14 protein-coding genes and 1 tRNA gene are annotated in these 20,033 nt (G+C 71.6%); 13 read left to right on the plus strand and 2 right to left on the minus strand.

The features are described 5' to 3' along the window. Window positions 1-157: 157 nt before the first annotated feature. Window positions 158-1,651 (minus strand): sigma-70 family RNA polymerase sigma factor, encoded by a 1,494-nt coding sequence (locus GEV28_RS13775; protein ID WP_291412344.1) that lies wholly within the window; start codon window positions 1,649-1,651, stop codon window positions 158-160. Window positions 1,652-1,843: 192 nt separating this feature from the next. Here GEV28_RS13775 and GEV28_RS13780 point away from each other — a divergent pair. The 13 genes from GEV28_RS13780 (at window position 1,844) to GEV28_RS13840 (ending at window position 19,243) form a co-directional block, all read left to right on the plus strand. Further along, window positions 1,844-1,916, plus strand: a tRNA-Gly gene (locus GEV28_RS13780). Between the two features lie 320 nt (window positions 1,917-2,236). Further along, window positions 2,237-2,566 (plus strand): hypothetical protein, encoded by a 330-nt coding sequence (locus tag GEV28_RS13785; RefSeq protein WP_291412347.1) that lies wholly within the window; start codon window positions 2,237-2,239, stop codon window positions 2,564-2,566. A 113-nt stretch (window positions 2,567-2,679) separates the two neighbouring features. After that, the gene (locus tag GEV28_RS13790; RefSeq protein WP_291412349.1) at window positions 2,680-4,452 is read left to right on the plus strand and encodes a hypothetical protein; all 1,773 of its coding nucleotides are present in this window, start codon (window positions 2,680-2,682) and stop codon (window positions 4,450-4,452) included. Window positions 4,453-4,475: 23 nt separating this feature from the next. Further along, entirely contained in the window at window positions 4,476-5,471 is a 996-nt protein-coding gene (locus GEV28_RS13795) for a glycosyltransferase family 2 protein (protein WP_291412351.1), read from the plus strand. 70 nt (window positions 5,472-5,541) lie between these two features. Continuing rightward, the gene (locus GEV28_RS13800; RefSeq protein WP_291412353.1) at window positions 5,542-6,246 is read left to right on the plus strand and encodes a class I SAM-dependent methyltransferase; all 705 of its coding nucleotides are present in this window, start codon (window positions 5,542-5,544) and stop codon (window positions 6,244-6,246) included. Further along, window positions 6,239-7,210 (plus strand): lysylphosphatidylglycerol synthase domain-containing protein, encoded by a 972-nt coding sequence (locus GEV28_RS13805; protein WP_291412355.1) that lies wholly within the window; start codon window positions 6,239-6,241, stop codon window positions 7,208-7,210. Before GEV28_RS13800 ends, GEV28_RS13805 begins: the two co-directional genes overlap by 8 nt. 73 nt (window positions 7,211-7,283) lie before the next feature. Next, window positions 7,284-8,603, plus strand: a complete 1,320-nt coding sequence (locus GEV28_RS13810; protein ID WP_291412357.1) for a hypothetical protein — start codon at window positions 7,284-7,286, stop codon at window positions 8,601-8,603. A 20-nt stretch (window positions 8,604-8,623) separates the two neighbouring features. Continuing rightward, entirely contained in the window at window positions 8,624-9,781 is a 1,158-nt protein-coding gene (locus tag GEV28_RS13815; RefSeq protein WP_291412358.1) for an SHOCT domain-containing protein, read from the plus strand. A gap of 95 nt (window positions 9,782-9,876) precedes the next feature. Continuing rightward, window positions 9,877-11,103: a hypothetical protein gene (locus GEV28_RS13820; RefSeq protein ID WP_291412360.1), complete on the plus strand. Its 1,227-nt coding sequence runs from the start codon at window positions 9,877-9,879 to the stop codon at window positions 11,101-11,103. Beyond that, on the plus strand, window positions 11,096-14,857 hold the full coding sequence (locus GEV28_RS13825; RefSeq protein ID WP_291412362.1) for an FkbM family methyltransferase: 3,762 nt from the start codon (window positions 11,096-11,098) through the stop codon (window positions 14,855-14,857). Before GEV28_RS13820 ends, GEV28_RS13825 begins: the two co-directional genes overlap by 8 nt. Next, window positions 14,854-16,593, plus strand: a complete 1,740-nt coding sequence (locus tag GEV28_RS13830) for a hypothetical protein (protein ID WP_291412365.1) — start codon at window positions 14,854-14,856, stop codon at window positions 16,591-16,593. Before GEV28_RS13825 ends, GEV28_RS13830 begins: the two co-directional genes overlap by 4 nt. 83 nt (window positions 16,594-16,676) lie before the next feature. Then, on the plus strand, window positions 16,677-17,771 hold the full coding sequence (locus tag GEV28_RS13835) for an acyltransferase (RefSeq protein WP_291412367.1): 1,095 nt from the start codon (window positions 16,677-16,679) through the stop codon (window positions 17,769-17,771). Beyond that, the gene (locus GEV28_RS13840; RefSeq protein WP_291412369.1) at window positions 17,768-19,243 is read left to right on the plus strand and encodes an acyltransferase; all 1,476 of its coding nucleotides are present in this window, start codon (window positions 17,768-17,770) and stop codon (window positions 19,241-19,243) included. The genes GEV28_RS13835 and GEV28_RS13840 overlap by 4 nt, the downstream gene beginning before the upstream one ends. A gap of 286 nt (window positions 19,244-19,529) precedes the next feature. On the opposite strand, the gene GEV28_RS13845 is transcribed toward GEV28_RS13840, so the two are convergent. Beyond that, window positions 19,530-19,961 carry a hypothetical protein gene (locus tag GEV28_RS13845; RefSeq protein WP_291412371.1) on the minus strand — a complete coding sequence of 144 codons (432 nt, stop codon included), beginning with the start codon at window positions 19,959-19,961 and terminating at the stop codon, window positions 19,530-19,532. Between the last annotated feature and the right edge of the window lie 72 nt (window positions 19,962-20,033).

Here is a 20,033-nt window from a genome sequence, read left to right on the forward strand (position 1 = left end):
TCAAGATCACCGATCGTGAGATGAGAACACTCCTCGCGCGGTATCTGACCCCACACGAGTGGCACGGCGAATGGAACTACACCATCAGCCCGACCGACACACCCAGTTGAGCGTGTTGTTCATTTCCAAGCCCTAACCTGCCGGCCCCACGCACCTGTCAGGGGCCGTCCGGCGCAGAGGAGGGCGCGGTAGGTTCAGCCGTTCGGGCGGTCTGCTGTCCCCCGCTTGGGGGTGGCGTCGAGCCCGGTGCCTGGGCGTAGCTGGTGTTCTCGGTCGTCGTCCTGGTCTGGTCCAGCGAGTTGACCTCGGTGATCGTGGTCGTCTCGTAGACCACGACGTGGTCCTCGTAGGTCGTCGTCTGCCGTTCGACCCTGGTCTCCCGGTAGACGATCGGCGCGGTCTCGTCGAACGGCGCCTCCTCGCTCATCATCGGCGAGTCGAGCCGGCTGCCGTCCTCCGTCGTCGTCGTGGCGGGCGCGGGCGCCTCCTCGGTCGGCGTGACGTCCCGCGCGGGCCTGTCGGCCTCGGGCGCCGGACCCTCGCGCGGCACCCTGCGGTGGGTGGTCAACTCACCCTCGGTGACCTGCAGCGACGACTCGCTCGACCGACCCGCGGGCGGCTCGTCGACGTGGAGCTCGACGCCGCGCTTGCCGGCGAGGTCGACCGGGGCGGCCGAGCCGTCGCCGTCGCTGCCCCATGGGGCAGCGACGAACCCGAGCACACCGATGGCGGCGGCCGAGCCGGCGGCGATGCCGATCTGGATCTTGGTGCTGACGAGGAGGCTCTTGACCGACGCGCCCAGCCCGCCCGCCTGCGCGGCGAGCCCGGCCCCGGCGACGACCGCGACCGGCGCGGCGACGTACGCGGCGTGCGCGCGCAGGCCCGAGCAGACGTCCCGGAGCTCGGCGTACATGGCCGTGCAGGACGCGCAGGTCTGCAGGTGAGCGCGGATCCGCCGACGCTCGATGCCCGAGGTGCTGCCCGCGGTGTACGCGCCGAGCTTCTCGAGTACCGAGCGGCAACCGGTGGCGCTGCGGTCGGCGGCGAGGTGTGCCTGCAGGTATGCGGCGCGCAGACCCTGGCGGGCGCGCCGGGCCAGGGCCGCGGTGGCGTTGGGACTGAGCCCGAAGTTGGTGGCGACGGCGGCCGGGCGCTCGCCCTCGACCTCCATCTTCCAGAGCACGTTGCGCCAGCGTTCCGGAAGGCTCGTGAACGCGCGGCGGATGAGGCTGCGCTCGGTGAACTGGCCAGAGGTGTCCGGGTCGGAGGCCGCCCGGTGGGTCAGCTCCTCGTCGCTGACCGGCACGTCCTTGCGCCGCAGGCTCCACTCCCATGCCACCCGCCGCGCGACGATGAGCAGGTAGCCACGCACGTTGTCGACAGGTCCGGAGCCGCGCCGGATCGCTTGGAGGACGCGGAAGAACGCCTCCGCGGTGAGGTCCTCGGCCTCGGCCCGGTCGTTGACCAGTCCGAGGGCGAGCCGGAACACGGCGGTGGAGTGCCGCGAGAACAGCTCGCCGAAGGCCGCGTCCTCACCGGCTCGGAGCCGCTCGAGCAGCGTCCGATCCTCCGCATCTGCCCCGGTCGCGTGTTCCGTCGTGCCCTTGTCCGCCCTGTTCGCTCCAGTTGATCTCGGAACTTCGCCGGTCATCGAACCGGCACCTCCTCCCGGCCGCCACGGGAATCTGGCTCAACATGCCACAGGACGGTTTCGTGTGGACGGCAAACGTTAAGAACGTTAAGGCGATACATACGAAGGTATTAGGCCGTTCGGCCCAGCCGAATCTCGCAGGCGGCGGGCGGATACCCCGCCGCCCGATCGGCTAAACTCGTCGCGAGCAATGCGGACGTGGCGCAGCTGGTAGCGCATCACCTTGCCAAGGTGAGGGTCGCGGGTTCGAATCCCGTCGTCCGCTCGCGATGGGCGGAGTGTGCCCGCCGAACACGCGGGCCGCCTCGCTCGCCTTTTGTTCCGGGGGCCGAGCCCCCGGACCCCCACGGTGCGAACCCCTCCCGACCCAGCGTGCGGACGTTGGGATCCCGACCCACATGCATCCACCCTCGGGCCCCACGGTGCCGGCTCGCGCTGACCCAGCTTGGTTCTATGGGGTGTTCACCAGCCTCTCGGATTTCGTTTGGGACTCCTCGCTCGTTTTCGGTCTTGCGGCTCGGGCCTGGGGGCGGGGCGTGGTAACAACATCCCGAGGACCAGGACGCACAGGGAGGCGCGGCGGCGATGGGGTGGCAGGACCGGTTCCGGGAGCTCGGCGACTTGTTGATCTCCGGGGAGATCACCACCGACGAGTACCGGACGCGGAGCGAGGAGATCCTCGCCGAGGCCGATGTCGACGCGGCCGCGGACACACAGCCCACCGAGACCGAGGCCGAGCAGGATCGGACCCGGGTGCACATCCCGGTGTCCGCGGCCTGGGAGGCGCCGTCCGGTGAGATGACGCAGATCGTCGGCGCCCGGGACGAGACCACGACGGTCGGCAGCGACACGATCGGCGACAACCTCGATGGTGCGACCGTGCTGACCGAGCCGCCCGAGAGCACCGCCGACTGACCATGCCGACCGACCATGCCGACCAGCGACAGAGCGCGGACACGACCCTCGGTCGCGCCCGCCGAACTGAGGCCGCTCGCTGGTGGCCTAATCGGCTTTGACATGGTATTCGGGTGACGAGCACGGTCTTGAAGAAGGATCCGGAGGCGGATCCGCCGCGCGAGCCGAGCACCGACGAGAGCCAGGACGGGGAGCGCGGTTCCAGAGCCGACGCGTGGGTCGCCTCGCTGAAGAGCCGGCTCACCGACCGCACCGTCGCCCGGCTCGTCGAGCTGCTCGCGCTGATCCCCACGATCGCGATCGTGCTCGAGGTGTCGCGCGCGGGGAAGCTGCAGTGGCTCGACTACTGGTACGTGCTGATCCGGATCACCAACCCGGACGGCTCGTTCCGCCTCGGCGGGATCTTCACGCCGCAGAACGAGCACCCGCTGATGATCCCGTCGCTGCTGTACTGGCTCGACGCGCGGCTCGCGGACGGCGACAACCGGGTACTGGGCTACCTCGTCGTGGTGGTCGCCGCCGTCACCGTGCTGCTCCTGCGCTCCGCGCTGCCGAAGACCATGCCGCCGCTGCTTCGCGCCGGCCTGGTGGTCGCCGCGTCCGCGCTGATCTTCAGCCTGCAGGGCCTGCACATGTTCGTCCGCTCGATGAGCGGCTCCGCGTGGCTCACCGCCAACCTCATCGTGGTCTGCTCGCTGCTGCTCGCGAACAAGCGCAAGTGGGTGCTCGCCTGGGTCGTCGCCGTGCTGGCGAGCATGACCTACGGCACCGCGTTCGCCCTCTGGCCCGCGCTCGCCGTGCTCGCGACGCTGCACAAGGAGCGTTGGCGGATCCGGCTCGCGCCGCTCGGCATCGGCGTCGTGATCGTCGGCATCTGGTACATCCTCAAACCCAACACGTGGCTCGGCGGCACGCCGGCCAACGACATCGGCTCGCTGCTGTACACGTTCCTCACCATCGTCGGGAAGATGTGGACGGCCGACAACTCGGGCTTCGCGGTGGCCGCCGGCGCGCTGATGCTGATCGTCTACGCGGTGCTGATGTCCAACAAGACCGCGCACGACAAGGGACTGCGGTTCTGGTGGGCGCTCGCCACCTACGGCGTGCTGGCCTGCGGCATGATCGCCACCGCGCGCATCGACTTCGGCGCCGACTTCGGCCTCACCAGCCGGTACTCCTCGCTCGCGGTCATGGTCTCGGTCCCGCTGCTCGTGCTGATGGGCGCGGTGCTCTACAAGGGCCTGCCCCGCAACGCGCTGAAGATCGCGGTCACCGCCATCGGGGTCGGCGTCGTCGGGTTCACCCTCGGCCTGCCCACCGCGGCCGACCTGCGCAACCAGATCAAGGAGCACCCGCTCGAGGGCATCGCGATCCGCGCGGGCTACGGCGACGCGCTCGGCCCGGTGCTGCCCAAGGAGCGCGAGCTGCAGCCGGACCTCGTGGCACTGCACCACTACCCGTTCAACGGGACGTTCACGCTCGGCTGCGGCGGCCCGGAGCTCGGCTCCACGATCACCCTCTCGAAGACCACCGCACTGCCCCAACCCGGCACCCGCAGCCCGGACAAGCCCACCGGCATGATCGACTCGATCGAGCCGCGCGGCGAGGCCGACCTGATCACCGGGTGGGCCACCGGGGGCACCAACCGCAACGCCGACCAGGTGCGCTGCACGCTGGTCGTGGACGGGGACGGCAAGGTCGTGGGGGCCGGCGTGAGCCTGCTGCCGCGCAGTGACGTCACCGGCAAGTACTGGGGTCTGCCACCCGACGTAGGCTTCAGGGCAATCGGACCGGTCACCGACGAGACACGCATCGTGGTCGTCTACGAAAGCGGCGCGATGCGGTGGCTGCCGGCACAGGTCAGCGACACCGGAGACGAACAGTGACAACCGAGCCCAGCATCGAGGCCGTGCCCGACGTTCAGATCAGCGTCCTGATCCCGGTCAAGGACGAGGAGCAGACGCTGGCCACGCTGGTCGACGAGATCGGCACCATGTTCGAGACCATGCCCGAGGTCGAGTACGAAGTGATCTTCGTCGACGACGGCAGCGTGGACACCAGCTGGACGGTCATGCAGGAGCTGGCCACCACCAACGAGCGGGTCCGGGCGCTGCGGCTGCGGCGCAACTTCGGCAAGGCCGCCGCGCTCGCCGCCGCGGTCGACGAGGCGCGTGGCGAGCGGATCGTCACGATGGACGCCGACCTGCAGGACGACCCGGCCGAGGTGCCGCGGCTGCTGGCCGAGCTCGACGACGGCGCCGACCTGGTGTCCGGGCACAAGGCCGACCGCAAGGACCCGCTGGGCAAGCGGCTGCCGTCCAAGTTCTTCAACAAGATGACCGGCGTGATCACCGGCCTCAAGCTCAACGACCACAACTGCGGGCTCAAGGCGGCCAGGACCGAGGTCTACCGGCGGGTGCCGCTCTACGGCGAGCTGCACCGCTACATCCCGGCGCTGGCCCACCAGACCGGCTACCGGGTGCGCGAGCTCGCGGTCAACCACCGCCCGCGCGAGCACGGCAAGTCGAAGTACGGTTTCGAGCGCTACGTGCGCGGCGCCATCGACCTGCTGACGGTCATGACCATCACCAAGTACGGCAGGCGGCCGGCGCACCTGTTCGGCGGCCTCGGGCTCGCGTCCGGTCTGCTCGGCTTCGTCGTGCTGGCCTACCTGACGATCGCGAAGATCTTCGGCGGCGCGGCCATCGGTGACCGGCCGCTGCTGATGTTGGGCATCCTGCTCGTGATCCTGGGCGTGCAGATGATCTCCATCGGGCTGATCGCGGAGATCGTGCTGCACCGGACGGCGAACCGGCGAGAAGCGACGGACCTGATCTCGGAACGGACGAAGACGCTCGAGCCCGCCGACGCGGCCGAGCCCAAGCCGACGGTGAGTGCGCAATGAGCGAGCGTGCGAGCGAATCAATGTCACAGGGTGCCCACGAGTGGCAGCACCGAGCCTGCGAGGGGCTGTCATGAGTGGCATCCGGGGCGCGTACGTCATGGGCGTGAGGACGGTCCGCAAGGCCGCGGACAAGGCCGGCCTGCTGGCGAAGCTGGAGAACAGCGAGTCGCCGCGGATGCGCCACCTGCGCACGCTGTTCTCGATCTTCGACGCTGGCGACCTCGCCCGGATGGACCTCGCCTGGTGGAGCTACCCGGCGATGCGGCGGGTCGAGGCGTTCCTGGCCGAGCGGCCCGGCGCGCGGGTGTTCGAGTTCGGCGCGGGCGCGAGCACCGCGTGGCTCGCCCGCCGCGCCGGCCAGGTCGACTCGGTCGAGCACGACACCCGGTGGGTCGAGTACGTCCGTGAGCTGCTGGCCGACACCCCCGGGGTGAAGCTGCACGCGGTACCGGCCACGCCGGCGACCGCCGAGACCGTGATCCGGTCCGGGCGGGTCGGCCACACCGATCTCGACTTCGGCGACTACGTGGCCACGATCGACCAGGTCGGCGGCCCGTTCGACGTCATCGTGGTCGACGGGCGGGCGCGCAACGACGCGTTCCGCCGCTCGCTGGACCACCTCGCCGACGGCGGTGTCGTCGTGTACGACAACATCAGGCGCAAGCGGTACTGGGACGTCGTGTCCGCGCTCCCCGGGCTGCGCATCGAGCTGCTCAAGGGCGCCACGCCGACGCTGCCCTACCCCACGACCACCGGGCTGATCTGGCGTGACTGACGAGCCGGCCGGGACGCCCGACACACCGGTTCGGCCTCCGAAGCCGAGCCGGCGGGCCGACCTGCTGGCCATCGTCTTCGTGGTGATCGCGGTCGGCGTCGCCGGCTGGGCGCTGCGCCACCAACTGCCGGACGTGCTCGACGCGGTAGGCCGGATCGCCTGGTGGCGCGCGGTGCTCGCGCTCGGCTGCGTGGTCGCCGGCCTGCTCGCCACGGCCGAGGTGTGGAAGTACTGCCTCGTCGCGCTCGGCTCGCGGGTCACGTCGAACGCCGCCCGGCAGATCTTCTTCCCCGCCCAGGTCGGCAAGTACCTGCCGGGCTCGATCTGGCCGTTCCTGGCCCAGATGCGGTTCGCCCGCGAGCACGGCGTGCCGGGCGGTCTCGCGTTGCTCGCCGGCTCGGTGTTCCTGGTCGTGCACGCGGTGACCTCGGTGCTGGTCGGCGCGCTGCTGCTGATCAGCCAGCCGGACCTGGTGAGCAGGTTCGGCTGGGCCGGCGTGTGCATCCCGCTGGCGCTGGTGCTGCTGCACCCGAAGGTGATCAACCTGCTGGCCCGCAAGCTCGCCGGCCGCTCGGGGGTCGAGCCGCCGGTGCTGCGCTGGTCGCACCTGGTGCGGCCGCTGGCCTGGATGCTTCCCGCGTGGCTCGGCTACGGCGCGGCGGGCTACCTGCTGGCCGACCCGTTCACCGACTCGGTCCTGCAGCTCGCCGTGGTGTGCACGGGCGCGTTCGCGCTGGGCTGGATCGTCGGCCTGGTCGTGTTCATTGCGCCGGCCGGTGTCGGCGCGCGGGAGGCGGTGCTGATCCTCGCGCTCTCCCCACTCCTGGGCGTCGCCGCCGCGACGACGGTCAGCGTGATCCTGCGCGTGGCCCACACGCTGGCCGACATGCTGCTGGCGCTGCGGTACGGCATGGTCCGGGCCCGCCGAAACCGGCGGCACGGCCAGCCGGTGCCCTCCGCCTAGCGTGAAACGGGCCTCGACGCGGCTTCGCTCATCTCGCGCACAGCACACATACGTGCCGGCTAACGTAACGCGCGTGACCTTGCACGATCGGCGACCGGTCGGCGGGTTGCCCCCGCTGCACGAGGCGTGGCTGCCGCGGGAGCATTCCCTGCACCGCCCGCGGCACGGTGGCCGCCAGCTCACCGCGCTCGTCTGCGCGCTGGTCTTCTTCACCGCGCCCACGTGCATGTGGGTGTTCGGCATGCGCCCGGTGGAGCTGGAGAACCACCAGGTCGCCGGCTTCCCGAGCGTGCTGGACGGCTGGGGCTTCCTCACCAGGATGGATCCCTGGGCGACGGAGAACCTCGTGTTCCGCGCCGACGCCATCCAGGCCGCCGACTGGGTCAGCCGCACGTTCTTCGGCGAGGCGGCGCCCTACGACCAGGGCGGCGGAGCGCCGTCCGGCCCGCTGCCGGGCAGCCCGGACGAACCGCCCCCGGGCGGCGAGTCGGGCGACCCGTCCGGCGACCAGGACTCCGCCGGCTACCGCCGGGTCATCGAGGGCGACGACGGCTGGATGTACCTCGGCCTGGACGTCACCAACAAGTGTCGGCCGAAGCAGCCGGTGGATCGCAGCATCGCGCAGCTCACCGCGTTGCGGGACGCGGTCGAGTCCTCCGGCCGCAAGTTCATGCTCGTGGCCGTGCCGGACAAGACGACGATGGTGCCCGAGCACCTGCCGGACAACTACCCGGGCAAGACCTGCGCCCGGGAGGCCACGCCGGAGCTGTGGCGCGACCTGGCGGTCGCCCGCGCCATCGACATGCGACCACCGCTGCAGTCGGCGAGCGAGCAGCTCGACCGCCCCGTCTACTTCCCACTGGACTCGCACTGGACCGACGAGGGCGCGCTGACGATGGTCCGTCAGGTCGCCGACCGGCTCGAGCCCGGTGTCTCCGCGAACTGGCGCATCACCCGCGGGGAGACCCGCACGGCGAACGCCGACCTGCCGCCGCTGATCGGCAAGCAGGGCGAGAACAAGTCGACGGGCTTCCACCTGCTGCCCGACGGCGAGACCGATCGCACCGGACCGCACCTCAAGGACCCCCGCAAGCCGATCCGGCGCACCTCTGAGCCCATCGAGGGCATGGTCGACCGCCCGACGCTGCTGCTCGGCGACTCGTTCATGCTGCCAGCGTCGGCGTACCTGTCGGCTGCGTTCTCCGACATCACCCAGCTCTACTACAACACGGTCGAGTCGGACCCGGGCCTCGTCGCGTCCACCATGGCGGACAGCGAGGTCGTCGTCTTCGAGATCGTGGAGCGCAACATCGCGCTCGGGACACCGGCGATGCTCGACCCCGCGTTCATCGAGCGGGTGCGCCAGGAACTCCAGAAACATCCGATTCGCTAGCGCTACAGGGAGATCGACCAATGACCTGGCAGGACAGCCTGCGCCAACTCGACGCGCGACTGGCCGACGGTGAGATCGGTGCCGCCGACTACCGCAAGGCTCGGGACGAGATCCTCGCGGAGGCGTCCAGCGGCAACCAGTCGGTCGGCGGCGAGACACCCAAGGGCGAGCTCTGGATGTCGACGAACCCCGCCGCGCCACCGGCTCAGCCCGCGCAGGTCGACAGCGAGACCACTCAGGTGGTCAAGACCGACGACGGGGCCACGCAGGTGGTCACTCCCGACGACGGGGCCACGCAGGTGGTCACTCCCGACGACGGAGCGACCCGGACGGTCACCCCTGACGAGGCCACGCAGGTGGTCACGCCCGACGACGAGGCGACCCAGGTGGTCAAGGCGGAGATGCTCACCTCGGCCCCGCCCGGGCCGCGGATCCAGCAGCAGCGGCCGCCGCAGTTCGGTCCGCCGGTCCCTCCCATCCAGTACCCGAGGGCGGCGCCGATCCAGGGGCAGGAGGTGTTCGCCGAGGCCCGGTCGTCAGGCGCCGGCACGGCACTGAAGATCCTCGTCCCGCTGCTGATCCTCGCGCTGGTCGGCGTGGCCGTGTGGTGGTTCGCGCTTCGCGACGACTCGACACCGGCCGTGCAGAACGAGGATCCGCCGGCCAGCAGCCAGCAGCCCTCGGCGTCGCAGGTGCCGAGCGTCGCCGACGTCGCCGAGAAGGTGCCCGCGCTGCCCGGCGAGGCGAAGCCGGAGAGCGGGACCCTGACCGCGGCCGAGGCGCAGGAGCAGAAGCTGCTCACCCCCGCCTACGCCAAGCTGCTCACCGACAACGGCGTCGACGACATCGTGTACCGCAAGTCGGCCGGCGACGGGTTCGGCTACCTGCTGGTGGCCGCGCCCATCGAGCCGAGCGGCGGTGCCGTCGACACCGCCACGGCCACCAGCGACAACCTGCGGCAAGCGGGGTTCGAGACGGCCGACCCGGCGGAGTCCCTCGGGGTCCCGGTGGTCACCCGGACGGACCAGTTCTTCCGGACGTTCGTGGCCATGTACGCCTCGGAGGACATCTGGGTCCAGCTCAACGTGTCCGGCCCGCCCGACGGGGACGCGGCCGCACTGCGGACGGAGTTCGAGAAGGTCCTGCGGTCGGTGACGAAGGAGCTTCCGGCCGCCTGAGGTCGGGACCCCGACCCCGTGCACAATAAGCCCGTTCGGGGTTGCCGGATCGGTATGCCGGGCGTCGCGACCGGTAAGTAGGAAGGGAGGCCAGGGTGTCCTGGCAGGACGAACTCCGCAGGCTCGACGAAGAGCTCGCATCCGGGCGAATCTCGGCCGACGACTACCGGTCACGTCGCGACCAGATCATGTCGTCCGCGGTGTCGCAGGGCAGCCAGCCCGCCTCCGGGACCACCCCGGGCGAGGCGACCACGATGCTGACCCCGGTCACCCCGCCGGGCCAGGACGAGCAAGGTCAACAGGGCCAGCAGGGTCAGGGCGGCGACGCCGACAAGACGCAGATCGTCTCCAACCAGGACATGGGCGACTCCGACCGCACGCAGACCGTCGGCGGCTGGCGGGCCACCCCGCCCGGCGACGACAGCGGCCGGACCCAGGTCGTGCCGGGCGTGCCCGGCGTCCCCCCGCAGGCACAGGCTGGCGCGTGGCCGGTGCGGCCCGCCCCGCCACCCAACCCGTCGCCGCCCGGTGGCTTCCCGCAGCCGAACTATCCGCCGAACCAGCCACCCTGGCAGGCCGAGGAGGACTTCGCTCCGCCGTGGGCCGGCCAGGAGTTCCCGCCGCTCGCCGCCGCCGGCACCCCGGACTGGGCCAGACAAGGCCCGGAGGTCTTCGATACCGAGAAGAAGTCCGGCGGGATGAAGGTGTTCGGCATCATCGCCATCGTCGTGGTGCTGCTCGGCGTCGCGGCCGGCGCCTACTTCCTGTTCCGCCCGGACGACAGCACCCGGAACACCGGGGACTCGACCAACGAGGAGAAGCCGCCCGCCACCTCCGAGGCGCCGCCCACCTCCGAGAAGCCGAAGGGCCCGATCGCGGAGCTGCCGGGCGAGGCGTCCGACATGGGCGATGTCGACACGTTCCCCAAGGTCGTCGCGCTCAACTACCTGGACAAGCAGGAGATCGCGATCTACCAGCAGGGTGGCGCGCGGACCGCGACGATCGCGATCTCGACCGAGAACGACATCCAGCTCATCGTGCTGGTCACCGAGCAGACGAGCCCGGCCGCGGCGGTCACCGCCCGCGACCAGCTCGACGCCCTCCAGCGGAAGTTCAAGCTGGCCAAGGTCGCCGACTCGCCGGCCGGGGTGCTGACCGGGAGCAACCCGAATGCCAGCCGCGGGCCGATCCTGCGGGCGCACTACGCGTCCGGCAACAAGGTGGTCCGGGTCCAGGCCCAGGGCGAGAACGCGGAAGAGGTCACCCAGCTGTTCGAGGACGTCCTCGACGCGGAGCTCGAACGGCTGCCCGCGGATGGGTGAACCGGGCCCGTCCGACGCCGGTACGACGGCGAGCACGGGCACGATCGCGGGGACCATCGTCGCGCGCAACTATGTGCCGGCGGCCCGGGTGCTGGCCGGCTCCTACCGGCACCACCACCCGGGCGCGGAGTTCGCCGTCCTGGTGATCGACGCCGAGGACGACGAGCTGGCCGCGCTCACCGCGGAGGTGCCGGGGACCCGGTTCCTCGGCCCGAACGACATCGACCTCGACCCGAGCGAGTTCGGCCGGATGGCGCTGGCCTACACGGTCACCGAGTTCTGCACCGCGGTGAAGCCGTGGCTGCTGCGCACGCTGCTCGCCGACCACCCGGTCGCGATCTACCTGGACCCGGACATCGAGGTCTTCGCCCCGTTCGCCGGCACGGTCGGCGAGGCGGCCCTCGAGCACGCCATCGTGCTCACCCCGCACGTGCTCGAGCCCATGCCGCGCGACGGGCTGCGGCCGAGCGAGGCGGACATCATGGCCTCCGGGGTGTTCAACCTGGGGTTCATCGGCGTGTCCCGCGACGCCGCGCCGTTCCTCACCTTCTGGGCCGACCGGCTGCGCCAGGACGCCATCTCCTCGGTCACCGAGCAGCTGTTCACCGACCAACGCTGGGTGGACAACGTGCCCGCGCTGTTCGGCCACACGGTGATCACCGATCCCGGCTACAACCTCGCCTACTGGAACGTCTACCAGCGTCCGCTCGCCACCGGCGCGGACGGCACGGTCACCGCCGCCGGCAGGCCGGTGCGGTTCGTGCACTTCAGCGGCTACCGGCCGGAGAAGCCGTGGCTCGTGTCGACGCACTACGCCGACAGGCCCCGGGTGCTGCTGTCCGAACACCCGCTCCTCGCCGAGCTCATCGCGAGCTACCGGACCAAGCTCACCGACGCCGGCTACCGGCAGGCGCTCGACGACGTCCGCTACCGGTGGAGCACCCTGCCGGACGGGACGCCGGTGCCGCCCGCACTGCGCCGTGCCTACCGGCAGGCCTGGGTGGACTCGGAGCGCGTGAACACCCCGGCACCGCCGAACCCGTTCCGCGGCGACACCGCCGAGGACCTGCTGCGGTGGGCAATCGCGCCGGGCACCCCGCAGCAGGAGCGCGCGGGGCTGAGCCGGTGGGCCACCGCGCTCTGGCAGTCCCGCACGGACCTGCAGCAGGTGTACCCCGACCCGCTGCACGCCGACGCCGAGGGCTACCGGCACTGGTGCCTGACCTCCGGGGTCAACGAGCGTGAGCTGCCGCCGGACGCCGTGGCGGTCCGACCCGACGCCGAGCCGGTGCCCGTCGTGGAGACGCTCGGCGCGAACGTGCTCGGCTACCTCACCGCCGAGCTGGGGGTCGGCGAGATGGGCCGGCTGGTGCACGACGCGGTGGTGGCGAGCGGGGTGCCGGTGGCGACCGCGGTGGAGGAGTTCACCGTGGCCAGCCGCACGTCGCACCCGCTGCCGGCGGACGCCGCGCTCGGCGATCCCCGGTTCGGGGTCAGCGTGCTGGTCGTCAACGCGGACATGACGGCGGCGACCCTGCGGCTGCACCCCGACCTCGGCCGGGACCGGTACGTGATCGGCGTGTGGTCCTGGGAGCTGTCCACCTTCCCGCCCGCCATGCACCCGGCGTTCGGGCAGGTCGACGAGATCTGGACGATCAGCGACTTCTGCGCCGCGGCGATCGCCGCGCACTCACCGGTCCCGGTGCACCGGATCCCGGTGCCGGTCCGCGACCCGCTGGCCGGCCAGGACACCCAGCGGCACACACCCGGGGCGGACGGGATCACCCGGTTCCTGTTCGTCTTCGACCACAACAGCATCTTCGACCGCAAGAACCCGCTGGCCGCGATCGAGGCGTTCCGGACGGCGTTCCCCGACCGCGCGGACGTGCGGCTCGTCCTCAAGACCATCAACGGAGACAAGCACCCCGGCGACAGCGAGCGGCTGCGGATGGCCGTCGCGCGGGACGAGCGGATCGAGCTGATCGACCAGTACCTGGCCGCCGACGAGGTGGCCAAGCTGTTCACCGCCGCCGACGGCTACCTGTCGCTGCACCGCAGCGAGGGCTTCGGGCTCACCGTGGCCGAGGCGATGGCGCACGGCCTGCCGGTGGTCGCCACCGACTACGGCGGCACGAGCGAGTTCCTCACCCGGGAGACCGGCTGGCCGATCCCGTACCGCATGGTCGACGTCGGCCCCGGCAACGAGCCCTACCCGCGTGCCGCGCGGTGGGCCGAGCCGGACGTGGCCGCGGCCGCCGCGGCGCTCCGGGAGATCGCCGACCATCCAGCGCAGGCGGTGCGGCGCGGTGCGGCGGCCCGGCAGCACGTGCTGTCCACCCGCTCGCCCCGCATCGCCGCCGACTGGGCCCACACCCGGCTCGAGGCGGCGCACGCCGAGTGGCTGCACCGGCGCACCGACCGCACCCGGCCGGGTCCGCTCGCGCCGATCGAGCGCAGCCGCGAGGCCCTGCGGTGGCGCGCCGACCCGGCCGCCACCAGCAAGGTCCCGATGGCGGCGACGCTGCGCCGCGGCATCCTGCGCGTGCTCGACCACTACGACCACCACCAGCGCGCCGTGCTCGGCGAGCTGATGAACGGCGTGGCCGAGAGCGTCACCCAGCTCGCCGCGGGGCAGCAGCAGCTGGCCGAGCGGATCGACCGGCTCGAGCACGGGCTCGCCGGCGGGCAGAACGCCCAGCACCAGGTGAACGCCGACGTGGCCCGCCAGCTGCGCGAGCTGCCGGAGGAGATGGACCGGCGGATCGGCGCCCAGGCCAACGGGCTGGGCCAGCGGATCGCCGAGTTCGAGCACGAGACCACCCGCATGTTCCACGAGCGGGCCGAGTGGATGGCCGCCGTCGAGGCCGCCACCACCGAGCTCACCGCCGAGGTGCCGCTGCTGCGCACCGGCCTGCTGCACCACCACGACCTGCTCAGCCCCGACCCGGCCGGCAGCCAGGCGGTCGTCACCGACGTCGGACCGCTGCGGCTGCCCGCCGACGACACCGTGGTGCTGCCCTGGCTGCGGCGCTACGGCACCTGGGAGGCCGACGAGTCGCGGCTGGTCGACCTGCTGCTGCCGAGGGGCGGCACGTTCGTCGACATCGGCGCGCACGTCGGCTACTTCACCGTGCGCGCGCTGCACCGGGTCGGTGCCGGCGGCACGGTGGTCGCGGCCGAGCCGTGGCGGCGGGTCCGCGACCTGCTCGCGCTCAACGTCGCCGCCAACGTTCCGGCCGAGGTGGCCGCGGCGCTCACCGTGGTTCCGTCGGCCGCGTGGCACACCGACGGGCCGCTGCGGCTCGCGCTCGCCGACGACGGCAACAGCGGCGACAACCGGGTCGACCCGGCCGGGCCGGTGGAGATCACCGGGATCCGCCTGGACGGCCTGCCGGAGCTGGCCGGCCGCAAGGTCGACGTCGTCAAGTGCGACGCGCAGGGGCGTGACCACCTGGCGCTGTCGGGCCTCACCGGGTTGTTCGAGGTGCACCGGCCGCACCTGCTGGTCGAGTTCTGGCCGGCGGTCACCGCCGACGCCGGGGACGACCCGAGCGTCGTGCTCGACACCTACCGATCCTGGGGCTACCGACCGACCCCGGTCGACGCCGCGCTGGTCGACGCGTTGACGGCGGCCGGCGGCCCGGTCGCCGCCCGCACGTTCGACGCAGGTCCCGAACTGTCCAACCGCGAGCTGATCGAGGCAGCCATGAAGACCGCCGAAGGCTTTCTGACCCTCTGGTTACGCCCGGCATGACGGACACGGTCGCCAGGGAGACGGATCCGGCAGCGGCCGGCGACCCACCCGACAACGACAGCGTCCCGGCCGGCACCGAGTCGCGGCTGGCCAGGCTCCGGCGGCAGCTCACCAACACCCGGCTGGCCAGGCTGCTCGAGGTCCTCGCGCTGCTGCCGATGGTGACGACGCTGCTGGAGGTCACCGCCGGGCAGCGGCTGCAGTACACCGACTACTGGTATGTGCTGCTGCGGATCACCAACCCGGACGGCTCGCTGCACATCGCCGGCATGCGGGTGCTGCAGAACGAGCACCCGCTGATGCTGCCGTCGTTCCTGTACTGGCTGGACGCCCGGTTCGCCGGCGGCGACAACCGGATTCTGGGCGTGCTCGTCGTGATCATCGCGGCGGTCACCGTGCTGCTGCTGCGCACGGCGCTGCCGAAGACCCTGCCGCCGCCGCTGCGGGCCGGCATCGTGGTCGCCGCCTCCGCGCTCGTGTTCAGCCCGCACGGCCTGCACAACTTCGTCCGCGCGATGAGCGGCTCCGCATGGCTGACCGCGAACCTGCTGGTCATCGGGGCGTTGTTGCTGGCCTACCACCGCAAGTGGTGGCTCGCGTGGGCGCTCGGCCTGCTGGCCTGCATGAGCTACGGCACCGCGTTCGCCGTGTGGCCCGCGTTCGCGCTGATGGCCACCATCAACCGGGAGTCGTGGTGGAAGCGGCTGCTGCCGCTCGGCGTCGGCCTCATCGTGGTGCTCAGCTGGCTCGGCCTCAAGCCGGCGGTCGACCCCGGCGGCGCACCGGCCAACGACCTGGCGAGCCTCCTGTACACGCTGCTCGCGGTGATCGGGCACCTGTGGACCGCCGATACCGCGGGGGTCGCGGTGTTCGCCGGCGTGGTCGTGCTCGGTCTCTACGGCTGGCTCGCCACCACGACCGTCGGGCGGGACCGGTCGATGCGGTTCTGGTGGGCGCTCGCGTGCCACGCGTTCGTCGCCAGCGCCATGATCGCCGCGGCGAGGATCGACTTCGGCGCGGACTTCGGCCTGTCCAGCCGCTACACCTCGCTGTCGGTGCTCATGGCCGTGCCGGCCGTGGTGCTGCTGATGGTCTGGGCACATCGAGTGCTCGGCGAACGGGCGCAGAAGCTCGCGATCGGGGTGCTCGCCATCGGCCTGCTCGGCTACACGCTCGGCTCGCCGGCCGCGGCCACCATCCGCTCGCAGAACTCCGAGCACCAGCTCGAGGCGATCGCGCTGCGGGCCGGCCTCGGCGACGCGTACGGCGCCACGCTGCCACCGGCGAAGGCTCTCGTTCCCCGGCTGGAGGCGATGGGCCACTACCCGTTCTCCGACGCGTTCACCCTGGGCTGCGGCGGCCCGGAGCTCGGCTCGACGCTGGACATGAACGCGATGACACCGCTGCCGCCGGCGGACGAAAGGAACCCGCGGCAGCCGGCAGGCTCGGTGGACGACGTCGAGAACAAGAACGACGGCGCGGTCATCCGCGGCTGGGCCACCGGGGTCGACGACCCGGTGCGCTGCGCGGTCGTCGTCGACGCCAACGGCAAGATCACCGGCGGTGGGCTGACCCACCTGTCCCGGCGCGACGTGACCGCCCGGCTGTCCGGGATCTCCGCCGATGTCGGGTTCTCCGTGATCGCTCCCGCCAGCGCCGCGAACCGCGTGGTCATCATTCTGGAGAGCGGCTCGATGCGCTGGATCTCGGCGGAAGCACCCGATTCGGGTAAGTAACCAACACCTCGCGTGGTCGAATTGACGCAACGGACTCGGCAAGATGTCAGATAGTCCGTCGTCAACAGGACAGCAGGCGCCCGATGACCACGCAGGTTGTGCCAGCAGCCGCGTCGGGGCACGTGACCGGGGGAAACGACCGGTTGGCGGGCCTCGACGTCATTCGCGTGCTCGCGCTCGTCCTGGTGCTCTACACCCAGCTGGCCTCCTGGTTCCGGACCGACGGCGAGCCGCTCGGCGCGAGCTCGCTGGTCGACGACTTCCTGGTCACGCCGCTGCGGCTCGACGCCGACCTCCGGTTCTTCGGCGCCGCCCTGATCTTCCTGGTCACCGGGTTCCTCGTGGCCAGGTCCGCGGCGCGGCAGGGGCCCGGTGAGTTCGCCGCCCGGCGCCTGCTGCGGGTCTTCCCGCCGCTGTGGTTCGCGGCTCTGCTCGCCTGGACCTTGGTCGCGCTCGGCCAGCCGGCCGTCCCGGGCGTCGGCGACGCCGACGTCGATGACCTGGTGTCCGGTCTGCTGTTGGCCAACTTCTTCCAGGCACCGGGCGCGGCGCTGGTCGGGGCGGCATGGGCGTTGCTGCCGATCCTTGCGGTCTACGCGATGGTGGGCCTGCTGCTCCCGGTCTTCCGCCGCAGCCCGTGGCTCGCGATCGCCATCCAGGTCACCGTGTGCTCGGTGCTGCTGTCGATCATGCCGAACTTCGACACCGTCGCCGCCGCGGCGGGCGGCACGATCGGCGCGTTCGGCACGGCCGTCGTGCTGGGCGAGGTGATCTGGCTGGTGTGGGCGGGACACTCGCCGCTGTGGGTGGGCGCCTGCCTCGGCCTGGCCTGCTGGGTGGTGTTCGCGTGGGCCGACCGGCTCGGCTACCACGCGGGCGAGGCCTACCCGCTGGCGCTCGCCTACGTCTTCCTGCTGGTCGTCGCCGCGGTGCTGCTCGGCGGCTCGGTGCGGCGGCTGCCCCCGGTGGACCACCTGGCGAGCCGGAGCTTCGGGATCCTGCTGACCCACCAGGCGGTCACCGCCGCCGTACTGGCGCCGATCGCCGGCCACACCTGGTCCGCGCTCGCCGTCGCGGCCGCGGTGCTGGCCACGCTGGTGGCCGCCGAGCTGCTGCACCAAGCCACGGAACGGCCGGCGGCGTTGCTCGCGCGCCGGCTCCGCGAGGGTGCCTCATGACAGCGACCAACAAGGCGACCAACAAGGCGACGGACAGGTCGAGACAGAACCGGTTCGTCTTCCTCGACATCATGCGCGGGATCGCGCCGGTCCTGGTGATCTACAGCCACGTCGTCGCGTTGTTCCTCGACCCGCACGGGCTGGACAGCCCCGTGGTGGACCTGCTGAGCGAGCAGCTACGGGACCCGCTGCGGCTCGAGCAGCAGATGGGCCACCTCGCGGTGGTGATGTTCTTCCTGGTCAGCGGGTTCATCATCACCCAGGTCGGCACGAGTGAGTCGCATCGCGAGTTCAGCATCAAGCGGCTCTTCCGGATCTACCCGCTGCTGATCGCCACGGTCGGGCTCACCGCGATCCTCAGCATCTGGAACCTCGAGGTGCTCAGGACCGGCCAGCACTTCGAGATCACCCTCCAGTCGGTGCTCACGAACTTCGCGCTGGCGAACTACTTCATGGTGCCGCAGGTCATCCTGCTCGGAGTGGCCTGGACGCTGGTCATCGAGGTGATCTTCTACAGCATGGTGCTGTCGCTGCTGGCGGTGCTGCGCCGGTGGACCTGGCTCGCCATCCTCATCGAGCTCGGCCTGGTGCTGGCCGCGCTGCTGCTCGCCAGGGAGTTCGGCCCGTCGTTCTTCCTGCTCTCGGTCAACATGTCCTACCTGCCGGTGGTGCTGCTCGGCCAGGTCACCTGGGCGGTGTGGAGCGGCCGGGTCCCGCTGTGGCTGGGCACGGTGTTCGGCTTCGCCAGCTGGACGCTGTACGTGCTGGGCGACATCCGGAACATGGGCCGGCTGGACGACGCCTACAGCTCGACGTGCGCGCTGGGTTTCGGCCTCTTCATCGTGCTGCTGCTGGCCGAGCCGCACCTGCGGCCAACCAGGCCGATCTCCTTCCTGGCCGACCGCAGCTACTCGCTCTACCTGATGCACGGGCCGATCGCCTTCCCGGTCATGGAGGGGCTGCGCGGGGTCGTGCCGGTGTGGTTGGCGGTGGTCGCCGGCCTGGCCCTGACCGTGGCGGCGGCCGAGGTGACGTTCCGCTACGTCGAGCAGCCCGGCCAGCGCATCGGCCGGCGGCTGACCAAGCGGTTCCGCCTGAAGAAGGCCGAGCCGCGGAAGACCCCACCGGAACGGGTCGAGCCGGCCTGGCCCGAACCACGGCAACCCGAACCACGGCGCGGACCACAGGGGGTCGAGCCGGCCTGGCCCGGTCCGGGGTCGGGTGATGCCCCGACGGTCAAGCGCATCAGGCCGGTTCCCGCCCTGGACGAGGCGCTGCCCGCACGCCCGCCCCGGCCCGCGCCCCGACCTGCTCCCCCGCCTTGGCCGACACGCCAACCGCGACCGGCGACCGGTCCCCCGGCGCCGCCGGTGAACGGTGTCCGGAACGGCCACGATGTCATTCGTGGCGAACTGTGGGACCCGGACCCGGATCGCGTGGCCGGTGGCGGACGGCACCGCCGCGAGGATTGACCCGAACGGGTGAACCCGTTCGGCGTGTCCTTCGCGAGGTCCCCGCCGCGAGGGCGGAACGGATCGACCATCGCAGGCGTCGCATGCACCGACCGACATATCCGGAGGCGACGGGTCATGTGGATGCAGATCGTGATCGTGGCGGTGGTGGCGGTCGTGTTCCTCGCGCGCCTCGCGGCCGCCCTCTATGACCGGCCCTCGCGGACCGGGGGCTCCGACTCCTGACCGCGCCGCTCGGCGAGCAGCAGCACCGCGGTCAGCCCGATGACCAGGCCGGCGAGCACCTTCACGAAGTCGTGCGGCCGGCCGAGCGGCGTCGGCTCGGCACCGCGGGCCAGGAACGTGCTCCCCAGGTCGGCCCGAGCGGCAGCCAGAACGGCCGGCGCGCCCCGATCCGGTGCACCATCAGCACGATCCCGACCCCCGCGAGCAGGGCCAGGACCCCGTTGCTGCCCTCGACGAGATAGGCCGACGTGTTCCGGGCCGCCGCGGCCTCGGCCGCCAGGCCGACCGTGCTCCCGGACGCGTGCGCCAGGTGCAGGGCGGCGACCGCCAGCGCCAGCACGGCGGCACCGTTGGCGAGCACGAGCTGCACCGGGTGGGTCGCGCCGCGCGGCACGTCGCCGGTCCGCGACGTGAAGGCCCAGCGCACCCGCGCGTAGAGCACGAAGGCGAGGATCAGCATGGCGCCCTGCCAGGCGAACCCGGCGTAGACCACCGGCCGCACCCACGGCTAGAGGAAGTTCACGCCGCCGGTCGTGGTCGTCGCGGTGGATGTCGCGGTGGATGT

Source organism: Actinophytocola sp., assembly GCF_009379765.1.
Classification (GTDB): Bacteria; Actinomycetota; Actinomycetes; order Mycobacteriales; family Pseudonocardiaceae; genus Actinophytocola.

Coding starts and splice junctions, on each gene's coding strand:
- GEV28_RS13825 (WP_291412362.1), top strand. CDS start 11,096: ATGGGTGAACCGGGCCCGTCCGACGCCGGTACGACGGCGAGCACGGGC.
- GEV28_RS13835 (WP_291412367.1), top strand. CDS start 16,677: ATGACCACGCAGGTTGTGCCAGCAGCCGCGTCGGGGCACGTGACCGGG.
- GEV28_RS13785 (WP_291412347.1), top strand. CDS start 2,237: ATGGGGTGGCAGGACCGGTTCCGGGAGCTCGGCGACTTGTTGATCTCC.
- GEV28_RS13815 (WP_291412358.1), top strand. CDS start 8,624: ATGACCTGGCAGGACAGCCTGCGCCAACTCGACGCGCGACTGGCCGAC.
- GEV28_RS13800 (WP_291412353.1), top strand. CDS start 5,542: ATGAGTGGCATCCGGGGCGCGTACGTCATGGGCGTGAGGACGGTCCGC.
- GEV28_RS13840 (WP_291412369.1), top strand. CDS start 17,768: ATGACAGCGACCAACAAGGCGACCAACAAGGCGACGGACAGGTCGAGA.
- GEV28_RS13775 (WP_291412344.1), bottom strand. CDS start 1,651: ATGACCGGCGAAGTTCCGAGATCAACTGGAGCGAACAGGGCGGACAAG.
- GEV28_RS13830 (WP_291412365.1), top strand. CDS start 14,854: ATGACGGACACGGTCGCCAGGGAGACGGATCCGGCAGCGGCCGGCGAC.